Source organism: Variovorax sp. AC103, from assembly GCF_979254005.1.
Genome location: NZ_CEEDFC010000027.1, coordinates 1 through 24,944, shown reverse-complemented (window position 1 = coordinate 24,944; position 24,944 = coordinate 1). Strand labels below are relative to the sequence as shown.

Here is a 24,944-nt window from a genome sequence, read left to right as displayed (position 1 = left end):
GGGGCTGCAACCCGAACGCGCCCTGCCGCCCATCGCCCATCCGGCGCCACCGACAAGTGCCGGCAATTGCGCGGCATTTCGCCGCGCCTGCGGTCGGCACCAGACCCGATTGACGTCAATACGCAACTCAAATTGCCGGCAAAGTAATTCATAGGAAGTACATGGCCGCTAAAGTTTTTCAGCAACCATTACAAATCGTGACGAAATGCCTTGTTGAGATGTAACTGCCTCCCATAATCGCCCCCGAAATACGCGTCTTGTCACAGACGCGTTGCGAATTCACAAAAGAATATTTGGGGAGTGTCGGGCATGAACAAGCAGTTGCACCGCGTTGTCTTTAACGCGGCGAGGGGGATGCGCATGGTGGTCCAGGAGACCGCCAGGAGCACGGGCAAGGGGGCGAGCAAGTCCACGGGCGCAAGCAGTGGTGCTGTGCTCGGCGTTGTCGCTGCGTTGCTGATGGCAGGTGCCGTGCATGCCCAGATCGTCGGCGCGCCCAACGTCCCAGGCAACCTTCGCCCGACCGTGCTTATGGCACCGAATGGTGTTCCGCTGGTCAATGTGCAGACGCCTTCCGCGGCAGGCGTTTCGCGAAACGTCTACAACCAGTTCAATGTCGGCGCGAACGGCGCGATCCTGAACAACAGCCGAGCCAATGTCCAGACGCAATTGGGCGGGTTCATACAGGGCAATCCGTTCATGGCGGGCGGTGCGGCCCGCATCATCGTCAATGAAGTGAACGGCGGCTCGCCGAGCCAATTGCGCGGGTACATCGAGGTCGGCGGCCAGCGTGCTGAAGTGATCATCGCGAACCCGGCCGGCATCAGCGTGGATGGCGGCGGCTTCATCAACGCGAGCCGCGCCACCTTGACCACGGGCACGCCGCAGTTCAATGCGATGGGCGGGCTCGACAGCTTTCTGGTGCGGGGCGGGACCATAACCATCGACGGCGCCGGGCTCGACTTCAGCAAGACGGACTACGCGGCCATCCTGGCGCGTGCGGTGCAGGTGAACGCGGGCATCTGGGCGAGCGAGCTGAAGGTCGTGGCGGGTGCGAACCAGGTGTCGGTGGATTCGGGGCAGGTCACGCCTGTTGCGGGGACCGGTGCCGTGCCGACGTATGCGCTGGATGTGGCGGCGTTGGGGGGCATGTATGCGAACAAGATCAGCCTGATCGGCACGGAGGCGGGCCTGGGTGTGCGCAATGCGGGGAGCATCGGCGCCGGTGCAGGCGGGCTCGTCGTCACGGCCGCCGGCCGTCTCGAGAACATCGGCACGCTGGAAGGCCAGCGCGTCGAATTGAGCACCCCGGGCGACATCGATAACCGCGGCGGCACGATTCGCCAGACCAGCACGGCCGGCCTCACCATCACTTCACCGGTCTTGAGCAACACCAATGGTGGCGTGATCGGCGCGGAACCTGCGAGTGCTGGCACAGGCAGTACCGGCACGAGCAGCGGCGGTACTGCGAGCACTGGAGGCACGACTCAACCCGGCGGCAGCGGGACGACGACGCCATCGGCCACAAGCGGCGACAGCGGCGGCTCAGGCAGCGCTTCCACGCCAGCCACGTACACCCCGCCGGCGCCTGGCGCCATCACTGCAGGCGGCACCCTGTCGAACGACGGTGGCCGCATTTATACAGGCGGCCCCATCACGCTCAGCACGCCGCAGATCAACAACGCAGGCGGCACGTTGAACGTTGCGACGATGGCGGTCACAGGACCGAACTTCAGCAACGCGGGCGGTACCCTCAACGTCAGCAACAGCTTCAGTGCCAACGTGGGCCGGCTGGACAACAGCGGCGGCAAGCTGAATGCAGGCAGCCTGAGCATCGCCACCAGCGGCGATCTGATCAACGTCGATGGCACGCTCACGAGCGCCACGGATGCCAACCTCACGGTCGGGGGCGAGGCTGACAACACGCGCGGCACCGTTTCTGCAACCGGCTCATTGACGGCCGGCGTCGGCGGTGCGATCACCAACAGTGGCGGCACCCTGGCTTCCAATCAAGGGCTGACGCTTACTGCCGCCGTTCTCGAGAACACGAAGGGCAGCATTCAGTCGGCGCAGGCCGGCGTGCAGGTCGCAGTGACCAACCAGCTTGGGAACGGCAGCGGCGGCTCCATCAGCGCGGCAACGGACCTGGGCGTCCAGGCCGGCTCGCTCGCCAACAGCGGCAGCCTGCGCGGCGGGAACGATGTCAACGTCGCGGTCGGCGGCGCAATGAACAACGACGGCAGCGTCACAGCCGGGCGCAATACAACGATCACGACTGGCAGCTTGCAGAGCAGCAGCACGGGAGTGCTCGGTGCGGGCATCCAGAGCGATGGGAAGCTTAGCAGTGCCGGCGATCTGCGCGTCACCGCTTCCGGCGCGCTGGTCGCCAATGGGACGAACCTCGCGGCAGGGAACGCGACGCTGCAAGGTGCGAGCGTTGATCTGTCAGGCAAGCAAACCAGTGCGGCGAACATTGCCATCACGGCGACGCAAGGCAATGTGATCACCAGCAAGGCCACGGTGGTCACGCTTGGCACCTTGAGCGTCACGGCCAATAGCAAGGCGACGCAAACCCTCGTGAACGACGCCGGCAAGCTCAACGCCGGGCAGTTGCAGATCAACGTCTCGAACATCGCCAATACGAACGCTGGCGAGATCGTGCAGACTGGCACGAGCGCGATGAGCATCGCCATCAGCGGCACCTTGAACAACGATGGCGGGCTCATCGCAAGCAACGGCCAGGACCTCACTCTGCAAGCCGCGAGCATCGGCAATGCTTCCGGCAGGATCGAGCACGCCGGTACCGGCACGTTGAACATCGCGGGCGGAAGCTTCAGCGGCGCCGGCGGCCAGATCACGACCAATGGCGCGCTAACCGTCGCCATTTCAGGCGCCTTCAATCAGGATGGCGGCACGACCAGTGCCAAGCAGATCACCGTTGATGCGGGCTCCTTGAGCAATCGCAGCGGCCGGATCGTGCAGACCGGTGCCGGAGCAAGCCGCATCACCGTTGCCGGCACCGTGGACAACACCTCTGGGGTCATCGCCAATGGTGGCGACGCGACCGCCGCCACCGGCGACCTGAGCATCAGCGCCGCGAACATCATCAACTCCAAGGGGCTGATTCATTCGCTCGGCACCACCAGCCTGAATGCGGCGACGATCTCCAACAACGACACCCAAGGCACCGGCCAAGGCATCGAAGGCAAGAACGTCACCATCGGCGTCGGCGACCTGACCAACGACACGGGAGCTATCCGCGCGGACGTCAACGCCACGATCACCAGCGGCGGCAAGGTGTCGAACGTAGATGGCCTGCTCTCGGCCGGTGACTCCCTCGCCATCGTGGACCCCAACGCGGCCAACCCCACGGCCAAGACACTGAACGTCGTGAACACCAACGGCACCCTGGTCGCGGACAAGAGCCTGAAAGTCGATGCCGCAACTTTCAGCGGTGACGGCAAGGCCATCTCGGGCAAGGATCTGAGCATCGCGCTCACGCAGGACATCGTGAACAACGGCGAAGTGGCCGCCAACGGCAACCTGAGCTACACGACCACCGGCAACTTCACGAACAACGGCAAGCTCTTGGCCGGCCAGACCCTCACCGTGGGCGGCAACGATGTCGACAACACAGTCAACGCGGAAATGTCGGGCACGAACACCACGGTCAATGCCAGCGGCACGCTGACCAACCGCGGCCTGATCGACAGCAAGGGCAAGACGCAGATCAATGTGGCAGCGGCGGGCACGCTGAAGAATATCGGCACGGGCCGCATCTACGGCGACGACATCTCCATTGCGACCGGAACGCTGGAGAACGACACCGAGACGATCAACGGCGTGACCAAGGCAGGGACCATTGCCGCGCGTGGCGATCTGGACATCGGCGCTGCGAACATCACCAACCGCGAGCACGCTTTGATCTTCAGCCAGGGCAGCATGTACATCGGCGGAGCACTCGATGGCAACCGCCAAGCGACTGGACAAGGCGCTGTGCTCAACAATCTGAGCGCGGACATCGAGTCCATAGGTGACATGGACATTTCGATGGCCAACATCAACAACCGCGACGTGCACATTCAGAAGGGCACACCGACGGTGACACCCAGCCTGCTGATTGGCATCTCGCCGGTCACGCCTGTCGGCAGCGGCATCGGCAGGACCACGACCTACACCCTGGACGAGGTCAACGTCGATCCTGTCAACGGCTTTGTGTATCGCAAGGATACCGGCGAACTTGTAGGCACTGGCGGCTACGGCATCTGGAACAACGCCATCACGACCACCGAAGACACAGCGATCAACGTGGACCCCGCGCACCTCGTCGCGGGCGGCAACATGAACGTCAACGGCCGCCTGTACAACCAGGACAGCCAGGTGCTGGCCGGCGGCACGATCACTGCAAATGACTACGTGCCCGAGCAAATGACCGGTCAACTCAAGGTTGCCGGCTCTGCGACGGTGTACGACAACACGGGTCAGTTGCAGATGGCGAACATACCGATTGTCATTGCGCCCAAGACGATCCCCCTGGGTGCTTACAAGCGCCAGGAGAACATCAACGCCACCACCGGCTATAACGCTGGGGCAGCCCCGGTCGGCGGTGGTGCCGGTGGTGCGGGCGGCAGCAGTGGCGCCAACGGCGGCATCCCGCCCGGCGTCGTGGTGGAGGTCCGTGCCAATACTGGCTCCGCCGGCACCAGCGGGAGCGTGCCGATGGTCGTGCGCACCAGCATGCCGAACACGCGCATCCCCAATGCCAGCCTGTTCAGCATTCATGCGGGCGGCAACTACCTGATCGAGACCGATCCGCGCTTTGCGAACTACCGCAACTGGCTCAGCAGCGACTACCTGCTGAACAGCCTCGGCCAGGACCCGAACAACATCCTCAAACGCCTGGGCGACGGCTTCTACGAACAAAAGCTCATCCGCGAGCAAGTGGCACAGCTCACGGGCTATCGGTATCTCGATGGCTTCAACGACGACGAAGCTCAGTACACCGCGTTGATGAACGCTGGTGCGACCTTCGCGAAGCAGTATGGCCTGCGCCCCGGCATCGGCTTGAGCCCGGCGCAGATGGCGCAGTTGACCAGCGATATCGTCTGGCTGGTCGAACAGACTGTGACCCTGCCAGATGGAACGACGCAACGCGTCCTCGTGCCGCAGGTCTATGTGCATGTGCGCCCCGGCGACATCGATGGCTCCGGGGCGCTCCTGAGTGCCGATGCGACGGTCATCAAGAGCACGGGCGATCTGGTCAACACAGGCACCATCGCTGGTCGCAGCCTGGTCAAGATTGATGCAGAGAACATCAACAATCTGGGAGGGCGCATCTCGGGAGGCCGTGTCGCCCTCAACGCCAACACCGACCTGAACCTGATCGGAGGAACCGTTGACGCGCGCGACGCGGCCCTGCTGACCGCAGGCAGGGACATCAACATCCGCACCACCGCCCAGAGCACGCTGGGCAGCACTGCGGTAGACCGCGTGGCCGGTGTCTACGTCAGCAACCCCGGCGGCATCCTGCTTGCTTCAGCCGAGCGCGATGTCAACCTCGTCGGTGCAATCCTCGCCAATGGTGGCGAGGACAGCCGAACCCTGGTCAAGGCCGGGCGTGACGTCAACCTCGGCACCGTCACCGAATCGAGCACCGTGCTTGCCAGCAGAGGCAATGCCAGGAATGGCGTCAGCATCGCGTCCTCCAAGAGCCGGGAGATTGGCACCAGCATCGAAGGTGGCGGCAGCGTGGCCCTCGTGGCCGGCAACGATGTCAACGCCAGAGCCGCAGGTGTCTTCGCCGCAGGTACCCTGGCGGTCACCGCCGGGCATGACATCCGCATCGATGCCGGACAAGCCACTGACTCTTCTTTGAGCATCAGCAACTCGTCGCGCAAGAAGCTTCTTTCAAGCAGCAAGAGCAGCGAGACCGATGCACATGTCGGAACGACGGTGATCGGCAGCAGCCTGGCCGGCAAGGATGTCGTGCTGTTGGCCGGCAACGACCTCACGGTGCGCGGCAGCAATGTCAGTGCGCAAGACCAGCTTTCCCTGAGTGCGGGGCGCGATGTACGTATCGAAAGCGCCCAGGAATAGAGCGCAGGTGGCACCGTCGCCAGATCCAGCCAGCACGGCTTCACGGGCATCAAGGACAGCTTCCTCTACGGCCAGGGCTATAACGCCAGTGCCAGCAACCAGACCGAGTTCGGCGCCAGCACGACCCAGGTCGGCAGCACCATCAGCGGTGGCAACGTCAGCATCGACGCCGGGCGCGATGCGCAGATCATCGCCAGCAACGTGCTGGCCGACAAGAACATCGCCGTCAACGCCGGCCGCAACATCGACGTCCTGGCGGCGCAGAACACGTCCGTCTCCGCGACGACCAGCAGCGGCTACAGCCGCAGCGTCACCCCCGCAGCCACTGGCGTGGCGCCACGCTACACCCTGTACGCCAACAATCAAGGCTCGGGGAACGGCACCGGCACCACCAGCACTGCCGTCACCAGCCTGCTCAGCGCCAACGGCGGCAACCTCACCATGGTGGCGGGCCTGGACCCCCAGTACAAGGGAACAGGCCAGGGCAACGTCACCACCGAAGGCGCGGACCTGCTGGCCAAGGACAAGGTCACTGTCTCCGGCAACGCCGTCAACCTGAACGCGGCCACCTCATCGGGCCAGAGCACGCACAGTTCGCAATCCAAGAGCCACACCATCGGTGCCCAGCTCAGCGGCACCGTGGGCAGCCTCATCACCAGCGTTTGGGACAACGCGCAAAAGGCACGCAATACCGACGACAGCCGGTTGAAGGGCGCGCTGGAGCTCAAGGCCGGCTACGACGCCTATAAGCTGGCCACGAGTGGCTCCTTGACCACCGGCATCCAAGGTGTGACGGCGCCCGGCGGAGGCGGCGACCCCGCCGGTGCGGCGTTCGCAGTGAGTGCCAGCGAGCAGCGCAGCAGCACGCGCTCGACCAGCGCGGACGCCTACACCAATCAGCGCGGCACCAACATCCAGGCCGGCAGCATAGACATCACGGCGCGCGAGACGGACATCAACATGCAGGGTGCCAAGCTGCAAGCGAAAAACATCAGCCTCGACGCGGCCCGAGACATCAACCTGAACGCCGCCGTGAACACGGCGATGACCTTGGGCAACAGTTCCGGGACTTCATTCGGTGGCGGCGTCACCGTGGGCTTCGGGGCGCAAAACGGCATCAGCTTCCAGGGCAACGCGGGGACCAGCAAGGGCAAGTCCAACGGCTTCGAGGTTCACTTCGACAACACGCTCGTGACCGCCACCGACACCGTCAAGATCAAGAGCGGCGGCGACCTCAACATGATCGGCGCGCAGGTGGCTGGCGACAGCGTCAAGGCCGATGTGGGCGGCAACCTGAACATCAAGACGCTGCAGGATGTCACCACCTATTCGAGTGAGCAGTCCAGCCGTGGACTGGACTTGAGTCTGTGCATCCCGCCGATCTGCTATGGCGAGACCGTCACGGCGAAGGTCGACTACGCCAGCAGCGACGTCAACCACAATTACCAGAGCGCAACTGGCCAGAGTGGAATCGCCGCGGGCAACGGCGGGTATGACCTCACCGTCAAGGGCGGCACCACGCTCGTGGGCGCGGCCATCACCAGCACGGCGGACAAGGACAAGAACAGCCTGACGACCGCCAGTCTCGTTACCAGTGATCTGGAGAACAAGCAGAGCACCAATGCGAGCCACGATGCGGTGAGCTTGAGTTTCAGCAGCGGGAGTTACACCGATGCCACAGGCGCGGTTCAGCAGGGCACCAGTGCATTGACCAACGCGGCCAGGAGCGTGACCAACACCGCGTTGGCCAACCTCAATGGCGGTGCTGGATTGCCGGCGGACAACAGCCAGTCCAGCCAGACCTTGAGCGTCATCAGTCCGGGCAACATCAAGATCACGGGCACGGGCAACAAGGAGATCGACGACAAGAGCGCCGAGAACGTGGCGACGCTGACTATGCGCGATCCTGCGACCGCCAACGGGGCGCTGGTCAACACGCTGACACTGCAGCAGGCCAAGGAGATTCCCAGGCTGCAGCAGCAAGCGCAGGATCGGCAACGGGCTGCGCAACTGGTGGGCAGCGTTATCAACAACGTCATTGGCGATGTGGCTGCCAAGCAAGGGTGGGCAGAAGGCGGCACGGAAAAGATCGTGCTGCACGCCATCGCTGGGGTCATTCAGGCGAGGATCGGTGACGGCAGTGCGTTGACGGGCGCGGTGGCGGGGGCGTTGAATGAAGCACTGTCGCCGCAGATCGAGAAGATTCTGAACGGCCAGGGCATCTATCGGTACAACGCCGATGGAACGCCGAATCGTGAGTTCTCTGAACTTCTGATCGCCAGTTCGACCATGCTGGGTGCGGCAGTGGGTGCAGCAACCGGGAACGCAGGTTTGGGCGCAACAGTTGCGAACAACGCGACTGTCAACAACCGGCTTTTGCACGAAAACGAAAAAGCCAAGATCAAGCAACTGGCAAACGGTGATCCGGTCCTGGAGCAGCAGTTGACAGATGCTGCTTGCTACTTGACGCACTGCGCAGATGGCAAGCGCGACGGTGATCCTGCGAAAGCCGCGCTACAGGAAACAGACCAAGCGGTCGCCGCCAACAAGAACGACGAATACACCCGTGCGCTGACGTTGCTTCGTAATGCACAGACCGCGACCTTGTTCAACTACACCGAGGCAGATCAGCGGCTGGACCGACTGAACTCGCTTGATCCTCGAAACGTTGGTGGTCTGAACACCCAAGAGCAGCAAGCGAAGGATCAGAACATCGAAGCATGCAGGAGAGTGAAGAGCTGTACCGACGATGTCAATGCTCGCTATGACCGGATCGTGAGTGATCGGGCGGAGACGACGATCACCGCGATCAACGTGATGAAATCGTTCGATCAATGCGCCCCGGGCGATACCACTTGCGCGGCCGGATCGTTAGTTCAACTACAGGCCGTACGGGCCGACATGAAGGCGAAGGGGATCAGCACTGATCAAACTGACGTGATCGGGCTGAACTCACGCATTGCCAGAGCGGCCCTGGCGGTTGGTGATGAGACTGTCTTCAAGGATATCGCGGGAGCTGCCGCCATTGGTGCGACTGCCAGCAATGCAGGGAATGCGGGGGCTAGCGGACATGCCGTTGCCGCTGCGGCGGACGAGCGGAAGTTTGCGGAATACATATTTAAGCCAGGAGCTGATCACGGCAAAAACGCCGTATTCGAGTCGCTTGGCTATTCGCTGGAAGACTCCCAGAAATTGACAAAAATGTGGGAGCAACAAGCTGCGGAAAAGTTCGCTAGCGGAGAGTTCAAACTCGGGCGCAAAGATGCTTTTGGACAACGCATAGACATAGAAATAGAATTGCCCGGACAAGGTGCAGCCGAAGGAAAGAAGAGTTACTTAGTCTCGGGATGGATGATTTTGGCCGACGGTTCAATTAAATTAAATACACCATTTTCTGGATTTTCCAGGGGGCGATAATGCCATTTGAAATGTTTTCCAAAGTTCGATTTGTGGGTCCTGAGGATTTTTGCGACGAGCTGAGCTTTGGAGATGTTGGATATGTAGTTGAAGATTATGGACAAGGAAACTATGAGGTTGAATTTTCCTTTCCCAATGGAGATACAAAGGTGCAGCTTGGAATTTCGGAGAAATTTCTTGAGGAAATAAAAATACCGTGAACTCAGTTGAAATTGGTTTTTCAATTTTTTAAATTGTCGAAGATTTCAAGAAATTTCTCTGAAATTTCATTCAATCGAATGATGCCTAAGGGCTCATCACAAGTAGAACCATAAAAACAATGAAATTGCTGTACCCCAAGTCCATTCAAATCGTTGCAGGGACCACGCTCGTCGCAAGTGCTCTTCTGTCCGGTTGCGCAACCAAGCTTTCTCCGCCCATCAGCGGCTACACCTGTTGCAACCTGCGCCCCGACTACGGTTGGGTCTCCAGCACCAACATGCTGGGCGGCGCCATCGTGCCGGCCGGTGAGCCCGTGGTGATCGACACCCTGAAGCGCGACCGCTACGCCTACGGCACGATTGGCGGCGACTACGTCTCGCTGCGCGATGACACGGCACGCAGCAGGGAAGACATGCTGCGCTGGACGCACCAGATAGTTGTTCCGACAGACCCCAAGGTGGCGCTTGCCACGTGGAGCCCCGAGGTGCAGAAGGCCGTCTACTCGGCCAAGGTCGTGGTCGGCATGACACGCCCCCAAGTGCTGATGTCGCTCAGCTACCCGTCGCGCAACGACGCCAAGGACCTGAACGCCAACACTTGGCGGTACTGGACGACCCAGGAAGATGAGTCGGTGGATATCCTCTTTGGCGCCGATGGCACTGTGAGCGGCTTCTCCGGCAAGCCCTTTGCTGTCCGCATGGTCGAGTTCAAGCGCTGATCATGATCCCTTCCAATGGCGTGCATCGGCGCATGCGCATGGCCGTGGCCGCAGCCCTTGTCGTTTCACCGTTGGTGGCGTTGGCCCAGCAGTCACCCACCACACCGCAACCCTTTGTCGAACAGCAGCGCCAACAGGAACGCGAACGTGCGCTGCGTGAGCAGAACGAGCGCACCGTCGACCAGCGTCCGCAGGCCGCACCGGCTGCGCCGGCTCAACGCATCCCCGAGTCCGAGTCTCCATGCTTCCGCATCGACCGCGTGCTGCTGGTCGGCGAGCAATCCGAATCCTTCCAATGGGCCGTTGCCGACCTGTCCGGCCCCGAAGGCAATGATTCTCCGGTCGGCCGCTGCCTCGGCACAGCTGGCGTCAACGTGGTTCTCGCGCGTGCGCAGCAAGCGGTCATTGCTCGCGGCTTCGTCACCACCCGCGTGCTGGCCGCGCCGCAGGACTTGTCGACCGGCACGCTGACCTTATCCCTGGTGCCCGGCCGCATCGCAGCCATTCGGAGAACGCCCGATTCTTCGTCCGCGCTGCTCGGTAGTTCCGCCTTGCTCGCCTCCGCAATCCCGGGTCGCCCAGGCGATCTCCTGAACCTGCGCGACATCGAGCAAGGCCTGGAAAACCTCAAGCGCGCCCCCACTGCCGAAGCCGACATCCAGATCGAACCTTCGACCGCCCCCAATGCCAAGCCCGGCGACAGCGACCTCGTCGTCAAGTATGTCCAATCCAAGAAGTGGCGCGTCACCCTGAGCCTGGACGACAGCGGTACCGAGGCCACGGGCCGCTACCAATCCGGCGCAACCTTGTCGCTGGACAACCCCTTCGGCTTGAACGACCTGTTCTACGTCAGTGCGAACCACAGCATCAACAACCACGTCTTCGGTGACCCAGCCAAAGGCACCGAAGGCCAGACCGTTCACTACTCGCTGCCTTACGGCTACTGGCTCCTGGGCCTCACCGCCTCCAACAGCCAGTACCACCAAAGCGTCGCGGGCCTGAACCAGAACTACGTCTACGCCGGCAAGACCAACAATGCCGAGGTCAAGCTCTCGCGCCTGCTCTACCGTGACCAGAGCCGCAAGACGACGGTGGCGGTCAAGGGCTGGCGCCGTGAATCACGCAACTTCGTGGACGACACCGAGATCGAGGTGCAGCACCGCGTGGTCGGCGGGTGGGAGCTCAGCCTGAACCACAAGGAGTTCATCGGCGATGCGACGCTCGAAGGCACGCTGGCCTACAAGCGTGGCACAGGAGGTTTCGGCTCTCGCGCCGCGCCAGAAGAAGAGTTCGGCGAAGGCACGTCGCGCCTGAAGCTCTACACCGCCGACATCAGCCTCAACGCCCCATTCAAGCTCGGCGAGCAGAAGCTGCGTTACTCCGGCTTGATCCGCGCCCAATGGAACCGCACGCCGCTGACGCCGCAAGACCGCTTCGCCATCGGCGGACGCTACACGGTGCGCGGCTTCGATGGCGAGACGAGTCTGTTGGGCGAGCGCGGCTGGCTCATTCGCAACGACATCGGCTGGGCGATGGGGCAGAGCGGCGCGGAGCTGTACGCGGGCATGGACTACGGTCATGTCGGTGGGCGTTCAACCGCCGACCTTCTCGGCCGCAGCCTGACCGGCGCCGTCATCGGCGTGCGCGGCCAGTGGACGAAGCTGAGCTACGACTTCTTCGTCGGCGCGCCGATCAGCAAACCGGAGGGCTATCGCACGGCCAAGGTCACGCTAGGCTTCAATCTGAACGCAAGCTTCTGATTCGCAAACAACTAAACGGGAGAAATTTGAAATGAACTACCGCTCAATCTGCGCCATCACCCTCGCATGCATGGCGCTCGCCGCCTGCCAATCCGCCCCTTTGTACGAGCCCACGCGCCGCGCACTGGTGGCCGCCGATGAAGACGAAGAACGCACCGTCGTCGGGCAGCCCACGCCCGGCACCGCCTTCGCGCAGCTTCGCCCCACCATGACCTACGCCGAGGTCATCAAGATCGCCGGCAAGCCCAACGCCGAGACGGTGCGCAACACGGGCAAGGCCTGGGTGCCGACCTACAAGGGCACCGACCGCTGGCGCCACTACCTCGCCTACAAGGGCCAGGGCGTGCTGGTCTTCGCGGGTGCGGAAGGCGGCGAGATCGCGGAGATTTCGCGCACCAAGTCGTACACGCCCGACGTGTTGATCCAGATCGTGCACAACCCCAAGGACAGCGGGAAGCTCTGACACGCGAGCGCGCGTCCCGGCTCAGCTGCCGACGCCATGCACCAGCCGCTCGAACACATCCTCCGTCCCCATCTGCCCGCCTTTCAGCATGAGCTCCATGCCGTCGAGCGCCGCGTCGTCGCTGTGCACGCGGCACAGCGACGCGCCGGCGCCCATGTCGGCGACATAAGACAGCCCCCAGGCGTCGAGCGCCTGCACGCCGTGGCTGGAGGTATCGCCGCCGGCCACGCCGATGCGGGCGAGCGGCGTGGCCGCAAGCACTTGCGCCAGCAGATCACCCCCCGCGCGCGCCAGCGCCTGGGCGTCCAGTTCGGCCTCTGAAGGCATCGCGTGCGGCGCGCGGGTGCAGGCCAGCACGTGGCGGCCGCGCGCCAGGCTTTGGGCGATGGCTTTGGCGTGATCGGCCACGGCGGCTGCGTCGCGTTGCGCGAGCTTCTGCGCGTCCAGCCACACGATGTCGAACGACTTCGCCGCCGCCACCTGCCGCGCGGTGACGGGCGACAGGCTGCCTGCGAGCACCAGCACCGGGCCCTTCGCCGATGTCACAGCGGTCCGTGGAGCCGGGGCGTCGACGCCGTCCCCGTTCAACGAAGACATGGCCATCGCCAGCGCATCCACCACGCTGCTCGGTCCCGCTGCCAGCAGCGTGGTGCCTTGCGCCCTGGCCCACAGCACTTCGCCGATGGCCCGGAGCTGCGTGGCGTCGGCCACGTCGAAAAGCACGGCGTCCGCGGGCGGCGAATGCAGCGCCTGCCGCAGCGCGGTGGCGAGCGCATCGCTGCCATGCGATGCCGCGGTGAAGGGCATCGAACGCACATCCGTCAGGCCTTGCCTGGCCAGGTGCAGCCGCAGGTCGGCCTCGTCCATCGGCGTGACCGGATGCCGGCTCATCGTCGGATGCCTGTCGATGCGAAACACCTCGCCGCCGCTTCCCGCAGCGGCGAACAGGTTGCCGAACAGGCAATAGCGCCCCAGATTCGGCTGCCCGCCGACGATGGCGGTCCACGGCTGCTCGACGGCTGCGCGCAGCACACGCACGGCCGCGCCGATGGAGCCGATGTGCGGCGCGCTGTCGAAGGTCGAACAGGTCTTGTAGTGCAGCACGCGCGCGCCCAGCGAGCGGAACAGCGTGGCCACGGGGCGCAGCTCATCGCGCATTTCTTCAGGCGTCATGGCGCGCGCCGCACCCGCGATGCCCAGCACGTCGAGCGGCCCGGCGCGGTCCAGGCGCGCGGCATCGGGCGCCTTCAGGAACAGCAGCGCACGCAGCCCCGCGCGCGCCGCGGTGCCCAGCGTGTCGGTCGCGCCGGTGAAGTCGTCGCCGTAGTAGACGACCGCCGGGCGCTGGCTGGTGGGGCCCTTGGGGCTCATGGCTTGCCGAAGAAGGCGAGGGCGCGTGCCAGCTCGGGCTGGTCCCTGGCTGCGTCCGCCAGCGGCACGCCTGCGCGCGCGGCCGACCACGCCTGCCGGATGCTGGTCACGCCCGCCGCCGCGCCGTCGGGGTGCGCGAGGATGCCGCCGCCCGCCATGAAGAGCAGGTCGTCGCTGCCGATGGCCGCCCAGGTCGCGGGCACGGTGCCGGCCCATTGGCCCGAGGAGAACGCGGGCATCACGCGGTCGTCTGCTGCGTCGGTCAGCGGTGTGTAGCAGTCCCGTGCCGATTCGATGACCTCGCTGTCGGGCTGCGAGAACTTGCCCTGCAGCCCGTGCACATGCATGTGGTCCACGCCGGCCAACCGCCACAGCGTCTGGTACGCCTGGAACGAAATGCCCAGCAGCGGATGCCGCGACAGCGCCCCGTAGCCGTTGCGGTGCCCGTGCACGGCCAGGCCGGTGTGCCGCCGCAGCGTCTGCATGCCCGAGTGCCCGCACCAGTTCAGGCTGGCCATCACGCACGAGCCGCCTTCGCGCGCGACCAGGTCGGCGTGCCGCTTCATCGCGTCGGTCTCGTCGGTGATGTTGAAGGCCACCATCACATGCTTGCCGGTGCGCTGCTGGTGCGCGCGCACGACGGCCATCACGGCGGGCACGCGCTCGGCCAAGGGCGAATGCGCGGGGTCGGCGCAGACCTCGTCGTCCTTGATGAAGTCGACGCCCGCGGCGCACAACCGGCCGACCAGCTCGGCCGTCTCGGCCGCGGAGAGCCCCACGTTCGGCTTGATGATGGTGCCGACCAGCGCACCGCTGGCCACGCCGGTCGCGCGCCGCGTGCCGGCGATGCCCACGCGCGGCATGTCGAATTGCGCGCGGTACGCGGCAGGCACCTGCAGCGACTCGAGCCGCAGCCCCGTCACCTCGCCCAGGTCGTACAGGTTGCCCGACACCGTGGCCGCGAGCGTCGGCAGGTTCGCGCCGATGTTCGCCACCGGAAACGCGATGTCCACATGCGCGCGCCGCCAGGGGCCCTTCGCGCCCTTGCGCTCCAGCAGGGCGTTGGGCAGCGAGGGCGACTGGGCCGGCGCGAGCTCGGTGATGGCCTCGACCGTGGCGCGCGCCCGCGCGCGCAGCGCATCGGTCTCGCCTTCCACGCGCGTGAAGGTGCCGCACGACTGTTCGCCGGCCATCACCTCGGCCACGGCCGCCAGGTCGTGCGGCGTCTCGATCAGGTAGCGCGCGCGGATGCGCTCTGGGGCCTGCGCGCTCACAGCTTGCTCAGGTCGGGGAAGGGCCGCACGGGTTCGCTGCCGTCCCAGCCTTCGGACGCGCTGCGGATCAGGTCGAACATCTTGCCCTTGGGGCCCGCGACTTCCGACAGCTCGATGACGGTGCCGGGGTGGTACTCGGTGTCGAAGTAGATGAAGCGCCCGCGCTCGCCCACTTCGCCGCTCATCACGGGCTTGAAGCCTTGTGCGGTCAGGCGTGCCAGGTCGGCGTCGTAGTCGGCCGTCCAGTAGGCCACGTGCTGCAGCCCGGTGCGCCCGGCCTGCAAAAAGTCGCGGTACATCGAGGGCACGTCGTTGCGCGTCTGGATGAGCTCGACCTGCACGTAGCCCGAGTTGGCCAGCGCCACCGAGTTGTGCGGCTCGTGCGCTTCGCCGTTGTAGCGGTAGTTCTTGATGGGCACCTTGGGGTTGTAGAACCAGGGGCCCACGCCCAGCGTGGTGCTCCAGTAGTCCATGGCGGCTTCGATGTCGTGCACGACATAGCCCAGTTGGCGGATCTCGCCGAGGAATCGACTCATGGGGTGTGGCTCCGTGGATGTGAGTGTGTTGTTGTGGTGTTCATCAGAATTTCAGGAAGCCGGTCGAGAACCAGGGGAACGCGGCCACGATCACCAGGCCCACCAGCATCGCGCCGATGTAGCCCCAGATGTGCTTGATGCCTTCGTCCGGGTTGACCTTGCTCACGGCGCATGCGCCGTAGTAGCCCACGCCGAAGGGCGGCGCGAACAGGCCGATGCCCATCGAGAAGATGACGACCATGGCGTAGTGCACCTCGTGCACGCCCGCGGCCTTGGCAATGGGAAACAGCAGCGGGCCGAACAGCACGATGGCCGGAATGCCCTCGAGCACGCTGCCCAGCACGATGAAGGCGACGACCGATACCGCCAGGAAGCCGTAGGCCCCACCGGGCAGCGCACCCATGACGCGCGCCAGGTCCTGCGAGAAGCCCGACTGCGTGAGGCCCCACGCCATGGCGGTGGCGCAGCCGACGATGAAGATGATGGCGCCCGAGAGCGAGGCGGTGTCGATCAGCATCGGCTTCAGCCGCTTCCAGTCGAACTGCCGGTACACCACCAGACCCACGACCGCCGAGTACACGATGCCGATGGTCGACACCTCGGTGGCCGTGGCCACGCCCTCGACCACGGCCGCGCGAATCACGAAGGGCAGCAGCACCGCGGGCAGCGCGACCATCAGCAGCTTGCCGATTTCGCGCTTGCTGTAGCGCTGCACGCCGCTCAGGTCTTCGCGGCGGTAGCGCCACCACACCACCACGCACAGCGCGGCGCCCAGCACCACGGCCGGCAGCAGCCCGCCGGTGAACAGCGCCGCTATGGAAATGCCCGTGACCGAGCCGATGGTGATGAGCACGATCGACGGCGGAATGGTCTCTGTCTGCGCGCCCGTGGCCGACAGCAGCGCGACCAGGTCGCCGGGCTTGGCGCCGCGCTTGACCATCTCGGGGAACAGCACCGGCGCAATGGCGGCCATGTCGGCGATCTTGGAGCCCGAGATGCCCGACACCAGGTACATGGCGCCGATCAGCACATACGAGAGGCCGCCGCGCACGTGGCCCAGCAGGCTGGCCAGGAACTGGATCATGGCGCGCGCCATGCCGGTCATCTCGATGAGCGCACCCAGGAAGATGAAGAGCGGCACCGCCAGCAGGATCAGGTGCGACATGCCTTCGTCGAGCCGCCCCACCATCACCAGCAGCGGCGTGCGCGTGGTGAGCGCCAGGTAGCCGAAGGTGGCCAGCGCGAAAGAAAACGCAATGGGCACGCCCGACAGCACGGTGGCCGCCACCACCACCACGAAGAAGATGACGAGGTTGAACTTGCCCAGCGTCGCGAACAGCGGCGCCGCGAGCCAGAAGGCGCCCACCAGCGCGGCCATGCCGAGCACCGCCACGGCGATCTGCCGGCCGCTGCACACGCGCACCAGGCGCAGCAGGGCCATCGCCAGCATGATGCCGATGCCCGCCGGAATGGCTGCCGCGCGCCAGGCGTTGCTGATCTCCAGCGCGGGCGTGACGATGAACGACTCTTCGTGCGCGTAGTCGATCGACGGCCAGATGATGAGCACCAGGAACGCGACCGAGGCCGCGATGGCGAAGGCGTCGAGCAGGGCGCGGGTGGAAGGCGTTACCTTCTGCAGCAGCGCCGTCATGCGCATGTGCTCGCCGCGCCGCAGCGCGACCACGGCGCCCAGCATCGACAGCCACAGGAAGAGGATGGACGCCAGCTCGTCCGACCACACCAGCGGCGCATGGAACACATAGCGCGACACCACGCCCGCGAACAGCACGCAGATCTCGGCCAGCACCAGCAGCGCCGCCACCGCCTCGACCACGCCGCCGAGCACGCGGTCGGCGCGCGCCGCGATGCCGCTCAGCGCATTGGCCGAAGGGCCGGCGCCCGTGAACGGGGCCGCCTCGAAAGTGGATTCATGCACCATGGCCGCTCAGGCCAGTTTGCCGACGGTGCCTTCGAGCAGCGCCCACGCCTCGGGGCCGAAGCGGCCTTTCCACTCGCCGTAGAAGCCCGATTCGCGCAGCTTCGCGCGAAAGCTGTCGGCCGTGGGGCGGTTGATGGTGAGGCCCTTGGCCTGCAGGTCGCCGACCACCGACTCGTTGAGCTTCCTGATGTCTTCGCGCTGCTGCATGCCGGCGTCGTTGATGGCGCGCGCCACGATGGTCTTCAGGTCGTCGGGCAGGGCGTCCCAGGCGCGGCCGTTGGCAACGAACCAGTAGCCGTCCCAGATGTGGTTGGTGAGCGAGCAGAACTTCTGCACCTCGAACAGCTTGGCCACCTGGATGATGGGCAGCGGGTTTTCCTGCGCGTCGACGATCTTCGTCTGCAGCGCGGAGTACACCTCGCTGAACTGCAGGCTGGCCGGCGCGGCGCCCAGGCCCTTGAACATCGAGATCGACAGCGGGCTCACGGGCACGCGGATCTTCAGGCCGTCCATGTCCTTGGCGTTCGCCACCGCGGCCTTGCTGCTGGTGGTCTGGCGAAAGCCGTTGTCCCACATCTTTTCGAACGCGTAGAGGCGCGACTTGGCAATGGCGCCGCGCACGTGCGCGCCGACCTTGCCGTCCATGGCGCCCCACACCTGCGCGTAGTCGTTGAACGCGAAGCCCACGGCGTTGATGGCCGCCACCGGCACCAGCGTGGCAATGACCAGCGCCGAGGGCGTGAAGAACTCGATGCCGCCCGAGCGCACCTGCGCGAGCATGTCGGTGTCGCCGCCGAGCTGGTTGTTGGGAAAGATCTTGATCTCGACCCGGCCCTTGGTTTCCTTGGCGATGCGGTCGGCCGCTTCTTGCGCGCGCACGTTCAGCGGGTGGCTCAGCGGCAGGTTGTTGCCGTACTTGTACGAGAACTCGGCGGCGCGCGCGATGCGCGGCACGGCCGTGACGATGCCGGCAGCGGGGAGGGCGGAAAGGGCGCGCAGGGCGCTCCGGCGGGTCAGCGATGTCATGTCTGTCTCCGTTATGCGTTTGATGCAATCTGATGCACCATGGAATTCAGTGCCCAGTGAAGATAGAAGGATGCATGATCCAGGTCAAACTTATGCCTGATGGTTTTTGATGTATGCGGGAAAACCCTTCACTCGTTTCCTTGCCGCCTGATGCGCGCCGCGCCCGCGTGGTCGACATCGCCCGCGCCGCGCAGGTGTCGACCGCCACCGTCGACCGCGTGCTCAACCGCCGCCCCGGCGTGCGCGACGCCACGGTGCAGCGCGTGCTCAAGGCCGCGGGCGAGCTCGACTACCTGCCGGGCCCCGAGCTGTACGCCGCGCTCACGCCGCCGCCGCTGCGGCTGGTGTTCCTGCTGCCGGCCGGCACCAACCGCTTCATCCGCATGCTGGGCGACATGGTGGGTTACGCGCAGGAGCACTGGGCGCCCTTCAACGTGCAGTGCCGCACGGTGTTCATCGAGAGCTTCAATCCGCACGAGCTGGCCGACGCCCTGCGCCGCCACGGCCAGCGCTGCGACGGCATCGCGATGATGGCGCTGGAGCATCCGGCGGTGCGCGAGGCGGTGGCCGCGCTGGCGGCGCGCGGGCTGCCGGTGGTCACGCTGATTTCAGACCTGTCGAACTCGGAGCGCGCGGCCTTCGTGGGGCTGGACAACCGCGCGGCCGGGCGCACGGCGGGCTACCTCATCGGGCGCTTCATCGGCGCGCGCACGGCCAAGGTGGCGCTCATTGCGGGCAGCCTGAGCTACAAGGCGCACGAGGAGCGCGAAGCGGGCTTCCTGCACGTCATCGACGAGATGTTCCCGCGGCTCGAAGTGGTGGGCCTGCGGGAAGGCCAGGACGACGCGGGCAAGAACTACCGCCAGACCCGCGCGCTGCTGGAGCAGCACCCGGACATGGGCGGCATCTACAACATCGGCGGTGCGTCGGACGGCGTGGCGCGCGCGCTGAAGGAGGCGGGGCGCGAGCAGAAGGTGGTCTTCATCGGCCACGGGCTCACGCCCGACACGCGCGCGCTGCTGATCGACGGCAGCATGGACGCGGTGATCACGCAGAGCCCGCACACCACGCTGATGAACTGCGTGCGCATCTTCAACAACCTGCGCGACAAGCGCGAGGCGCTGAGCGGCGTGGAAACGACGCGCAGCCAGGTCATCTTCAGAGAAAACCTTCCGTAGTTCTCTAGGCGTGCGCGCCCGCCGGTGCCGTCATGCGCTGCAGCAGCGGCTGGCGTGCCAGCACCGCGTCGCGCGGGCCGTGGTCGAGCACATGGCCGGCCTCCATCAGCACCACGGTGTCGAAGCGCTCGAGCAGGCTCAGGCGGTGGATCGATGCGATCACGCACGCGTCGGGAAAGGCCTCGGCGATGCGCGCCAGCACGCGGGCCTCGGTGTTGGCGTCGAGCGCGCTGGTGGGCTCGTCGAGCAGCAGCAGCGAGCTGCCCTGCGCCGCGAGCACGCCGCGCGCCAGGCACAGCCGTTGCCGCTGTCCGCCCGACAGGTTGAAGCCGCGCTCCGACACGGCGGTGTCGAGGTTGCCGTGGTTGGCCTTGAGCACCTCGTCGAAGGTGCTGGTGTGCAGCGCGGCGTTCAGCAGCGCGTCGTCGCGCGGCAGGCCGAAGGCGAGGTTCTCGCGCACGGTGGCCTCGAAGAGTTCGGTCTCCTGCGGGATCAGCGTGGCCAGGCGGCGCAGTTGCGCCCAGTCCATGGGCCGGCCGTCGAAAGAGAGCGTGCCGCTGCCCGGCGGATACAGCCCGGCCAGCACGCGCAGCAGCGTGCTCTTGCCGCCGCCGCTGGGGCCCACCAGCGCCACGCGCTGGCCACGCCGCAGCGTGAGCGTCACGTCGTGCAGGCCGCTGCGCGCGGGTTCGCCGGTGGCGGCTTCGCGATCGGTTCCGGGCGCGGCCCCGCGCGCGGCGTAGCGCCATTGCAGGCCCTGAATGTCCAGCTGCTGCCACTGCGCGTTGGCCACGATGCGCTCGCGCTCGGGCACCTGCTCGGGCGGCGTGGCCCGCACGTCGCCAGCGCCACTGGTGGGGGCCTGCCAGATGGGTTCCGCGCTGCTGTAGTCGGTGTGCATGCGCGCGAAGAAGCTGAAGTTGGCCGCCACCGACGTGACGACACCGGCGGCCTGCTGCGCGTACTGGTAGATCATGAACACCGCCCCCAGCATCACCGCCTGCCCCGGTGCGCGCGCCTGCCACACGTAGACCACCACCAGGCCCCAGGTCAGCGCCAGCCCCATCAGGTCGACGGCGAACCACTTGCCTTCGTTCAGCACCACGGTGCGCTTCAGCGGCAGCGAAATGGCGGCCATGCGCCGGCGCAGCAGCAGCCGCGACGCGCCCTGCAGGCGCAGGCCGATCACTGTGGACGCATTGCCCACGAAGTCGAGCAGCGCTGAAACGTAGCGCCGGTCGGCGTCGTTCTCGGCGCGCGCCAGCTTCATCAGCGCGCGGTCGATGCGCACGATGACCAGGCCGATCAGCACGTAGCCCGCCAGCGCCGTCACGCCGCTGGTGCGCGACAGCAGCGCCAGCGCCACCAGCGGGCCGACGAAGTTGACGGCGTTGGTGAGCCAGATGAACTGGTTTTGCGCAAAGTCCGACAGCGCGCGGCTGGCCTGATGCACGCGGTGCTGCAGCTCGCCCGAATGGTGGCCGTCGTGCCAGGCCAGCGGCGCGGCGGCAATGCGCGCGTACAGCTCGTCGGCCAGCCTCTCGCGCACCTTCATGCCCACGTTGCGCTCCAGGATGCGGCCGGGGCCGTGCAGCACCCAGGCGCCGACGTACACGCCGGCCAGCGTCGCGATCCACCGGCCCGCGCCGGGCAGGTCGCCGCGCTGCAGCGAGTTGATGGCCTGGCCCGCCAGGTAGGGCAGCGCGAGGCGAATCAACTGCGAGCAGGCCAGCAGCCCGGTGGCGCCCAGCAGTTGTCCGCGCGCGCCTTCGGCGAAGTGCCACAGCGCCACATACAGCTCGCGAATGGCGTTGCCGGGGTCGAGTTTCTTGTCGGTGGTCTGCATGCGTGTCAGCCGGCTTTGCGGAAGGTGAGGTTGATGCGGTGGGCACCCAGCAGCGGGTGCGGATGGTCCTTGAGCGGCAGCACGCCGTGGTAGCGCAGCCGGTCTTCACCGCCCCACACCACCACGTCGCCGTGCGCGAGCGGCACGCGCACCGGCTTGTCTGCGCGCGACAGCCCGCCGAACAGGAACACGGCCGGCATGCCGAGCGAAACCGAGACGATGGGCGCGCCGTAGTCGTGCTCGTCCTTGTCCTGGTGCAGCGACAGCCGCGCGCCGGGCACGTAGCGGTTGACCAGGCAGGCGTCGGGCGCGAAGCCGCCGAAGCCCGCCGCCGCGGCCGCCTCGCGCGCCAGGCGTGCGAAGGGTTCGGGCATGGGCGGCCAGGGCAGGCCGGTGTCGGGGTCGGTGGCGCTGTAGCGGTAGCCGCGGCGGTCGCTGGTCCAGCCCAGCGCGCCGCAGTTGGTCAGCGCCACGGACATGGTGAAGCCGCCCGGCGTGACCAGGTGGCGAAACGGCGCGCGGTCGGCCAGCGCTTCGATGGCCGGCAGCAGCGCGCCCGCGAAGGGCAGCGCAAAGCCGGGGAGCACGAAGGCGCCGGGCCCGAGCGGTTCGCGCGCCTCGCGCGGCGGGTCGTCGAACAGGGCAAGGGTCGTTGTGGTCATGCCCCTCGATCTTTGCTGAAAAGCCACGGCCCGCGCCGCCCGTGTACGCCGACAGTCGCGTCGGCCGACACGCCGGGCTCCCATATTCGGGGGATGCAGCGCGGGGAGTCAGCCCTTAGCCTCACACCCCCGGCCGCAAGTAGTGCTTAGGGTTTAAATTCTTGGAACCGCGAAAGATAAGGGGTATGGTGCATTGATCATGGACAGCGCCCGACTCGTTCTGAACGTTCCAGAAGGCTGGACGGGCTGGATCGAGCTCATGCGCACGCCGAGCGGCACCTACGCCGGCATTGCCGAGCTGAGCTTGCGCGGCATTCCACGCTGCGCCCTCGTGATCACCCAGCAGTTGTCGTGGGACTCCGCCGTGGAGCGTGCCAACGTGCGCGCCGGCCATTTCGTGCGGCAGTGGGGGCCGGCGCGGGGGCACTGAAGCGCTCGCGGCGGCGCGGCGGCGGATGTTTCGGGCTCGTGGTAGAACCCGCGAGCCTTCCGACCCACGCCGCCCACCCCTTGCTCCGCTCCATGCCGAATTTCCGACTTCGGGTCGCTGACACACCGCCCGCCTGCTGGCTAGCGTGGCTGCTGCTCGGCATTGCCGCCCTGTGCCTGGCGGGCTGTGCCGGCCTGCCCACCGACGTGCAGCGCCGGGTGTCCACGGTGATTCCGGACGGCGCGGGCACGCCGCTCGGGCGCCTCGTGCAGGCCGCCATGCCGCCCGGCGAGCCGCTCAGCGGTTTCCGCCTGCTGCCGATGCCCCAGTTCTCGCTGCATGCGCGCATCGAACTCGCGCGCCGCGCGCAGCGCTCCATCGACGTGCAGTACTACCTGGTGCAGAACGACGAGACCGGCCGCTACCTGCTGCGCGCCCTGCGCGATGCGGCCGACCGCGGCGTGCGCGTGCGGCTGCTGGTGGACGACCTCTACACGGCCGGTGCCGACCCGCTGTTCGCGAGCTTCGCCTCGCACCCCCACGTGGAAGTGCGCCTGTTCAACCCGTTCCCGGCCGGGCGCGACCGCCTCGGCACGCGCTGGGCGTGGTCGATCCTGGACTTCGACCGTGTGCACCGCCGCATGCACAACAAGCTCTACGTGGTGGACGACACCATCGGCGTGATGGGCGGGCGCAACATGGCCAACGAGTACTTCCTGCGCGACGGGGGCTCGAACTTCATCGACATCGACACGCTGGTGGCCGGCGCCGTGGTGCCCCGGCTGTCGTCGCTGTTCGACATGTACTGGAACAGCCCCTACGTGTACCCCATCGGCGCCCTGGTGCCCGACAGCGGCGAAACCCCGCAGCAACTGCGCGAGCGTTTCGACCGGCTGACCTCCGGGCCGGACCAGTTGCACCCGGAAGAGCCCGCCTCCACCGACCTGCTGGGCAACAACCCGCTGGCCAAGGACCTCGACGCCGGCACGCTGAAGCTGGCCTGGGCCCGTGCCGAGGCCTACGCCGACGCGCCGGCCAAGGCGCTCGGCGCCACCGACGAGGCACGGGGGCCGCCCGCCGACGAGGCCAGGGACAGCGTGCTCTACAACGTGCGGCGTTACCTGCGCGGTGCCGAGAACGAGATCCTGCAGACCACGCCCTACCTGATTCCGGGGCGCGGCGGCATGGAAACCATTCGCCTCGTGCGCGGCAACGGCGTGAGCTACACCATCGTGACCAACTCGCTGGCCGCCACCGACGAATCGCTGGTGCACATCGGCTACCGCCGCTACCGCCCCGAGATGCTGCGCCTGGGCGTCGAGCTGTACGAGCTGAGCCCCAAGCGGGTGGAGCAGACGAAACGCTTCGGAATGTACGGCTCGGCCAGCGGGCGGCTGCACGGCAAGTCGGCGGTGATCGACCGCAAGACGGTGTTCATCGGCTCGATGAACTTCGACCCGCGCTCGATGCTGCACAACACCGAGGTCGGCATCTTCATCTTCAGCCCGCAGATCGCGCAGCAGCTCACCAGCCTGATCGGGTTCATGCGGCTGGACGGCGCCTACCAGTTGCAACTGGGGCCGACCGGCGCCATCGAATGGGTCAGCCCGGCCTCGGCGGGGGATGCGGCCGACACCATCCTGCACCAGGAGCCCGAAACCGATTTCTGGGCGCGCTGGCGGCTGAACCTGCTGGCGCCGCTGGTCCCCGAGAGCCTGCTCTAGGACCCGGCACGGCGAAGGCATTGGGCACCGTAAAGCCATAGGTGCCTTGCAGCCGCATCCTCAAAACAGAGGATGGCGAGGTGAAGGAGGGCACAGAAGAATTGCAACGCTCGTGTTACGAGTTGATTCTTTTGTTTGCCCTCTTCACCTGAAACCATTTCATGAAAACAAATTCCGCGACCCCGGCAACAGCCGACAGGCTCTTCCAGACGACGCGCTGCGCGTGCGCAGCGGCGCTCCTGATCTCGCTCGCCGCGTGCGGCGGGGGCGGGGGTGGCTGCTGTTCCGGGGGCAGGAGCGATG

At 66.1% G+C, this 24,944-nt stretch carries 17 protein-coding genes; 9 read left to right on the top strand and 8 right to left on the bottom strand.

What is annotated here, in order from left to right:
* The first annotated feature begins 309 nt into the window (after positions 1–309).
* From AC0IYU_RS29980 to AC0IYU_RS29955, 6 genes are all read left to right on the top strand, one after another.
* Entirely contained in the window at positions 310–6,096 is a 5,787-nt protein-coding gene (locus tag AC0IYU_RS29980) for a two-partner secretion domain-containing protein (protein ID WP_472124771.1), read from the top strand.
* 48 nt (positions 6,097–6,144) lie between these two features.
* Positions 6,145–9,513 (top strand): hemagglutinin repeat-containing protein, encoded by a 3,369-nt coding sequence (locus AC0IYU_RS29975; RefSeq protein ID WP_472124922.1) that lies wholly within the window; start codon positions 6,145–6,147, stop codon positions 9,511–9,513.
* 11 nt (positions 9,514–9,524) lie between these two features.
* A complete protein-coding gene (locus tag AC0IYU_RS29970; RefSeq protein ID WP_472124768.1) occupies positions 9,525–9,713 on the top strand; it encodes a DUF4926 domain-containing protein in 189 nt (62 codons plus the stop codon).
* Positions 9,714–9,832: 119 nt separating this feature from the next.
* Positions 9,833–10,432 (top strand): hypothetical protein, encoded by a 600-nt coding sequence (locus AC0IYU_RS29965; protein WP_472124766.1) that lies wholly within the window; start codon positions 9,833–9,835, stop codon positions 10,430–10,432.
* 38 nt (positions 10,433–10,470) lie between these two features.
* Complete coding sequence (locus AC0IYU_RS29960; protein ID WP_472124920.1) at positions 10,471–12,192, top strand: ShlB/FhaC/HecB family hemolysin secretion/activation protein; 1,722 nt, start codon at positions 10,471–10,473, stop codon at positions 12,190–12,192.
* A gap of 31 nt (positions 12,193–12,223) precedes the next feature.
* Positions 12,224–12,655 (top strand): hypothetical protein, encoded by a 432-nt coding sequence (locus tag AC0IYU_RS29955; protein WP_435484175.1) that lies wholly within the window; start codon positions 12,224–12,226, stop codon positions 12,653–12,655.
* Between the two features lie 21 nt (positions 12,656–12,676).
* Here the strand turns inward: AC0IYU_RS29955 and AC0IYU_RS29950 are convergent, their stop codons facing one another.
* The 5 genes from AC0IYU_RS29950 to AC0IYU_RS29930 are packed head-to-tail and all read right to left on the bottom strand — an operon-like array spanning position 12,677 to position 18,801.
* Positions 12,677–14,026 carry a four-carbon acid sugar kinase family protein gene (locus AC0IYU_RS29950; RefSeq protein WP_472124764.1) on the bottom strand — a complete coding sequence of 450 codons (1,350 nt, stop codon included), beginning with the start codon at positions 14,024–14,026 and terminating at the stop codon, positions 12,677–12,679.
* A complete protein-coding gene (locus AC0IYU_RS29945; protein ID WP_472124761.1) occupies positions 14,023–15,300 on the bottom strand; it encodes a ribulose-bisphosphate carboxylase large subunit family protein in 1,278 nt (425 codons plus the stop codon). Before AC0IYU_RS29945 ends, AC0IYU_RS29950 begins: the two co-directional genes overlap by 4 nt.
* Positions 15,297–15,836, bottom strand: coding sequence for a VOC family protein (locus AC0IYU_RS29940; protein ID WP_101490957.1), 540 nt, complete (start codon positions 15,834–15,836; stop codon positions 15,297–15,299). Before AC0IYU_RS29940 ends, AC0IYU_RS29945 begins: the two co-directional genes overlap by 4 nt.
* Before the next feature lie 43 nt (positions 15,837–15,879).
* Complete coding sequence (locus tag AC0IYU_RS29935; RefSeq protein WP_472124758.1) at positions 15,880–17,775, bottom strand: TRAP transporter large permease; 1,896 nt, start codon at positions 17,773–17,775, stop codon at positions 15,880–15,882.
* Positions 17,776–17,781: 6 nt separating this feature from the next.
* On the bottom strand, positions 17,782–18,801 hold the full coding sequence (locus AC0IYU_RS29930; protein WP_435438467.1) for a TRAP transporter substrate-binding protein: 1,020 nt from the start codon (positions 18,799–18,801) through the stop codon (positions 17,782–17,784).
* A gap of 113 nt (positions 18,802–18,914) precedes the next feature.
* Here AC0IYU_RS29930 and AC0IYU_RS29925 point away from each other — a divergent pair, with 113 nt between their 5' ends.
* The gene (locus AC0IYU_RS29925; RefSeq protein WP_435484171.1) at positions 18,915–19,979 is read left to right on the top strand and encodes a LacI family DNA-binding transcriptional regulator; all 1,065 of its coding nucleotides are present in this window, start codon (positions 18,915–18,917) and stop codon (positions 19,977–19,979) included.
* Positions 19,980–19,983: 4 nt separating this feature from the next.
* Here the strand turns inward: AC0IYU_RS29925 and AC0IYU_RS29920 are convergent, their stop codons facing one another.
* Together AC0IYU_RS29920 and alkB are read right to left on the bottom strand one after the other, a co-directional pair.
* The gene (locus AC0IYU_RS29920; RefSeq protein WP_472124755.1) at positions 19,984–21,825 is read right to left on the bottom strand and encodes an ABC transporter ATP-binding protein; all 1,842 of its coding nucleotides are present in this window, start codon (positions 21,823–21,825) and stop codon (positions 19,984–19,986) included.
* Positions 21,826–21,830: 5 nt separating this feature from the next.
* A complete protein-coding gene (gene alkB / locus AC0IYU_RS29915) occupies positions 21,831–22,487 on the bottom strand; it encodes a DNA oxidative demethylase AlkB (RefSeq protein ID WP_472124752.1) in 657 nt (218 codons plus the stop codon).
* Positions 22,488–22,686: 199 nt separating this feature from the next.
* Between alkB and AC0IYU_RS29910 the strand changes: the two genes are divergently transcribed.
* Complete coding sequence (locus AC0IYU_RS29910) at positions 22,687–22,917, top strand: hypothetical protein (RefSeq protein ID WP_435438471.1); 231 nt, start codon at positions 22,687–22,689, stop codon at positions 22,915–22,917.
* A 92-nt stretch (positions 22,918–23,009) separates the two neighbouring features.
* A complete protein-coding gene (locus tag AC0IYU_RS29905) occupies positions 23,010–24,641 on the top strand; it encodes a phospholipase D family protein (RefSeq protein WP_472124749.1) in 1,632 nt (543 codons plus the stop codon).
* A 115-nt stretch (positions 24,642–24,756) separates the two neighbouring features.
* Here the strand turns inward: AC0IYU_RS29905 and AC0IYU_RS29900 are convergent.
* Positions 24,757–24,944 (bottom strand): hypothetical protein (locus tag AC0IYU_RS29900; protein ID WP_472124747.1); only part of this gene is annotated, 188 nt, incomplete at its 5' end.

Coding starts and splice junctions, on each gene's coding strand:
- AC0IYU_RS29920 (WP_472124755.1), bottom strand. CDS start 21,825: ATGCAGACCACCGACAAGAAACTCGACCCCGGCAACGCCATTCGCGAG.
- AC0IYU_RS29980 (WP_472124771.1), top strand. CDS start 310: ATGAACAAGCAGTTGCACCGCGTTGTCTTTAACGCGGCGAGGGGGATG.
- AC0IYU_RS29950 (WP_472124764.1), bottom strand. CDS start 14,026: ATGAGCCCCAAGGGCCCCACCAGCCAGCGCCCGGCGGTCGTCTACTAC.
- AC0IYU_RS29965 (WP_472124766.1), top strand. CDS start 9,833: ATGAAATTGCTGTACCCCAAGTCCATTCAAATCGTTGCAGGGACCACG.
- AC0IYU_RS29935 (WP_472124758.1), bottom strand. CDS start 17,775: ATGGTGCATGAATCCACTTTCGAGGCGGCCCCGTTCACGGGCGCCGGC.
- AC0IYU_RS29960 (WP_472124920.1), top strand. CDS start 10,471: ATGGCCGTGGCCGCAGCCCTTGTCGTTTCACCGTTGGTGGCGTTGGCC.
- AC0IYU_RS29925 (WP_435484171.1), top strand. CDS start 18,915: ATGCGGGAAAACCCTTCACTCGTTTCCTTGCCGCCTGATGCGCGCCGC.
- alkB (WP_472124752.1), bottom strand. CDS start 22,487: ATGACCACAACGACCCTTGCCCTGTTCGACGACCCGCCGCGCGAGGCG.
- AC0IYU_RS29910 (WP_435438471.1), top strand. CDS start 22,687: ATGGACAGCGCCCGACTCGTTCTGAACGTTCCAGAAGGCTGGACGGGC.
- AC0IYU_RS29905 (WP_472124749.1), top strand. CDS start 23,010: ATGCCGAATTTCCGACTTCGGGTCGCTGACACACCGCCCGCCTGCTGG.
- AC0IYU_RS29955 (WP_435484175.1), top strand. CDS start 12,224: ATGAACTACCGCTCAATCTGCGCCATCACCCTCGCATGCATGGCGCTC.
- AC0IYU_RS29930 (WP_435438467.1), bottom strand. CDS start 18,801: ATGACATCGCTGACCCGCCGGAGCGCCCTGCGCGCCCTTTCCGCCCTC.
- AC0IYU_RS29970 (WP_472124768.1), top strand. CDS start 9,525: ATGTTTTCCAAAGTTCGATTTGTGGGTCCTGAGGATTTTTGCGACGAG.
- AC0IYU_RS29940 (WP_101490957.1), bottom strand. CDS start 15,836: ATGAGTCGATTCCTCGGCGAGATCCGCCAACTGGGCTATGTCGTGCAC.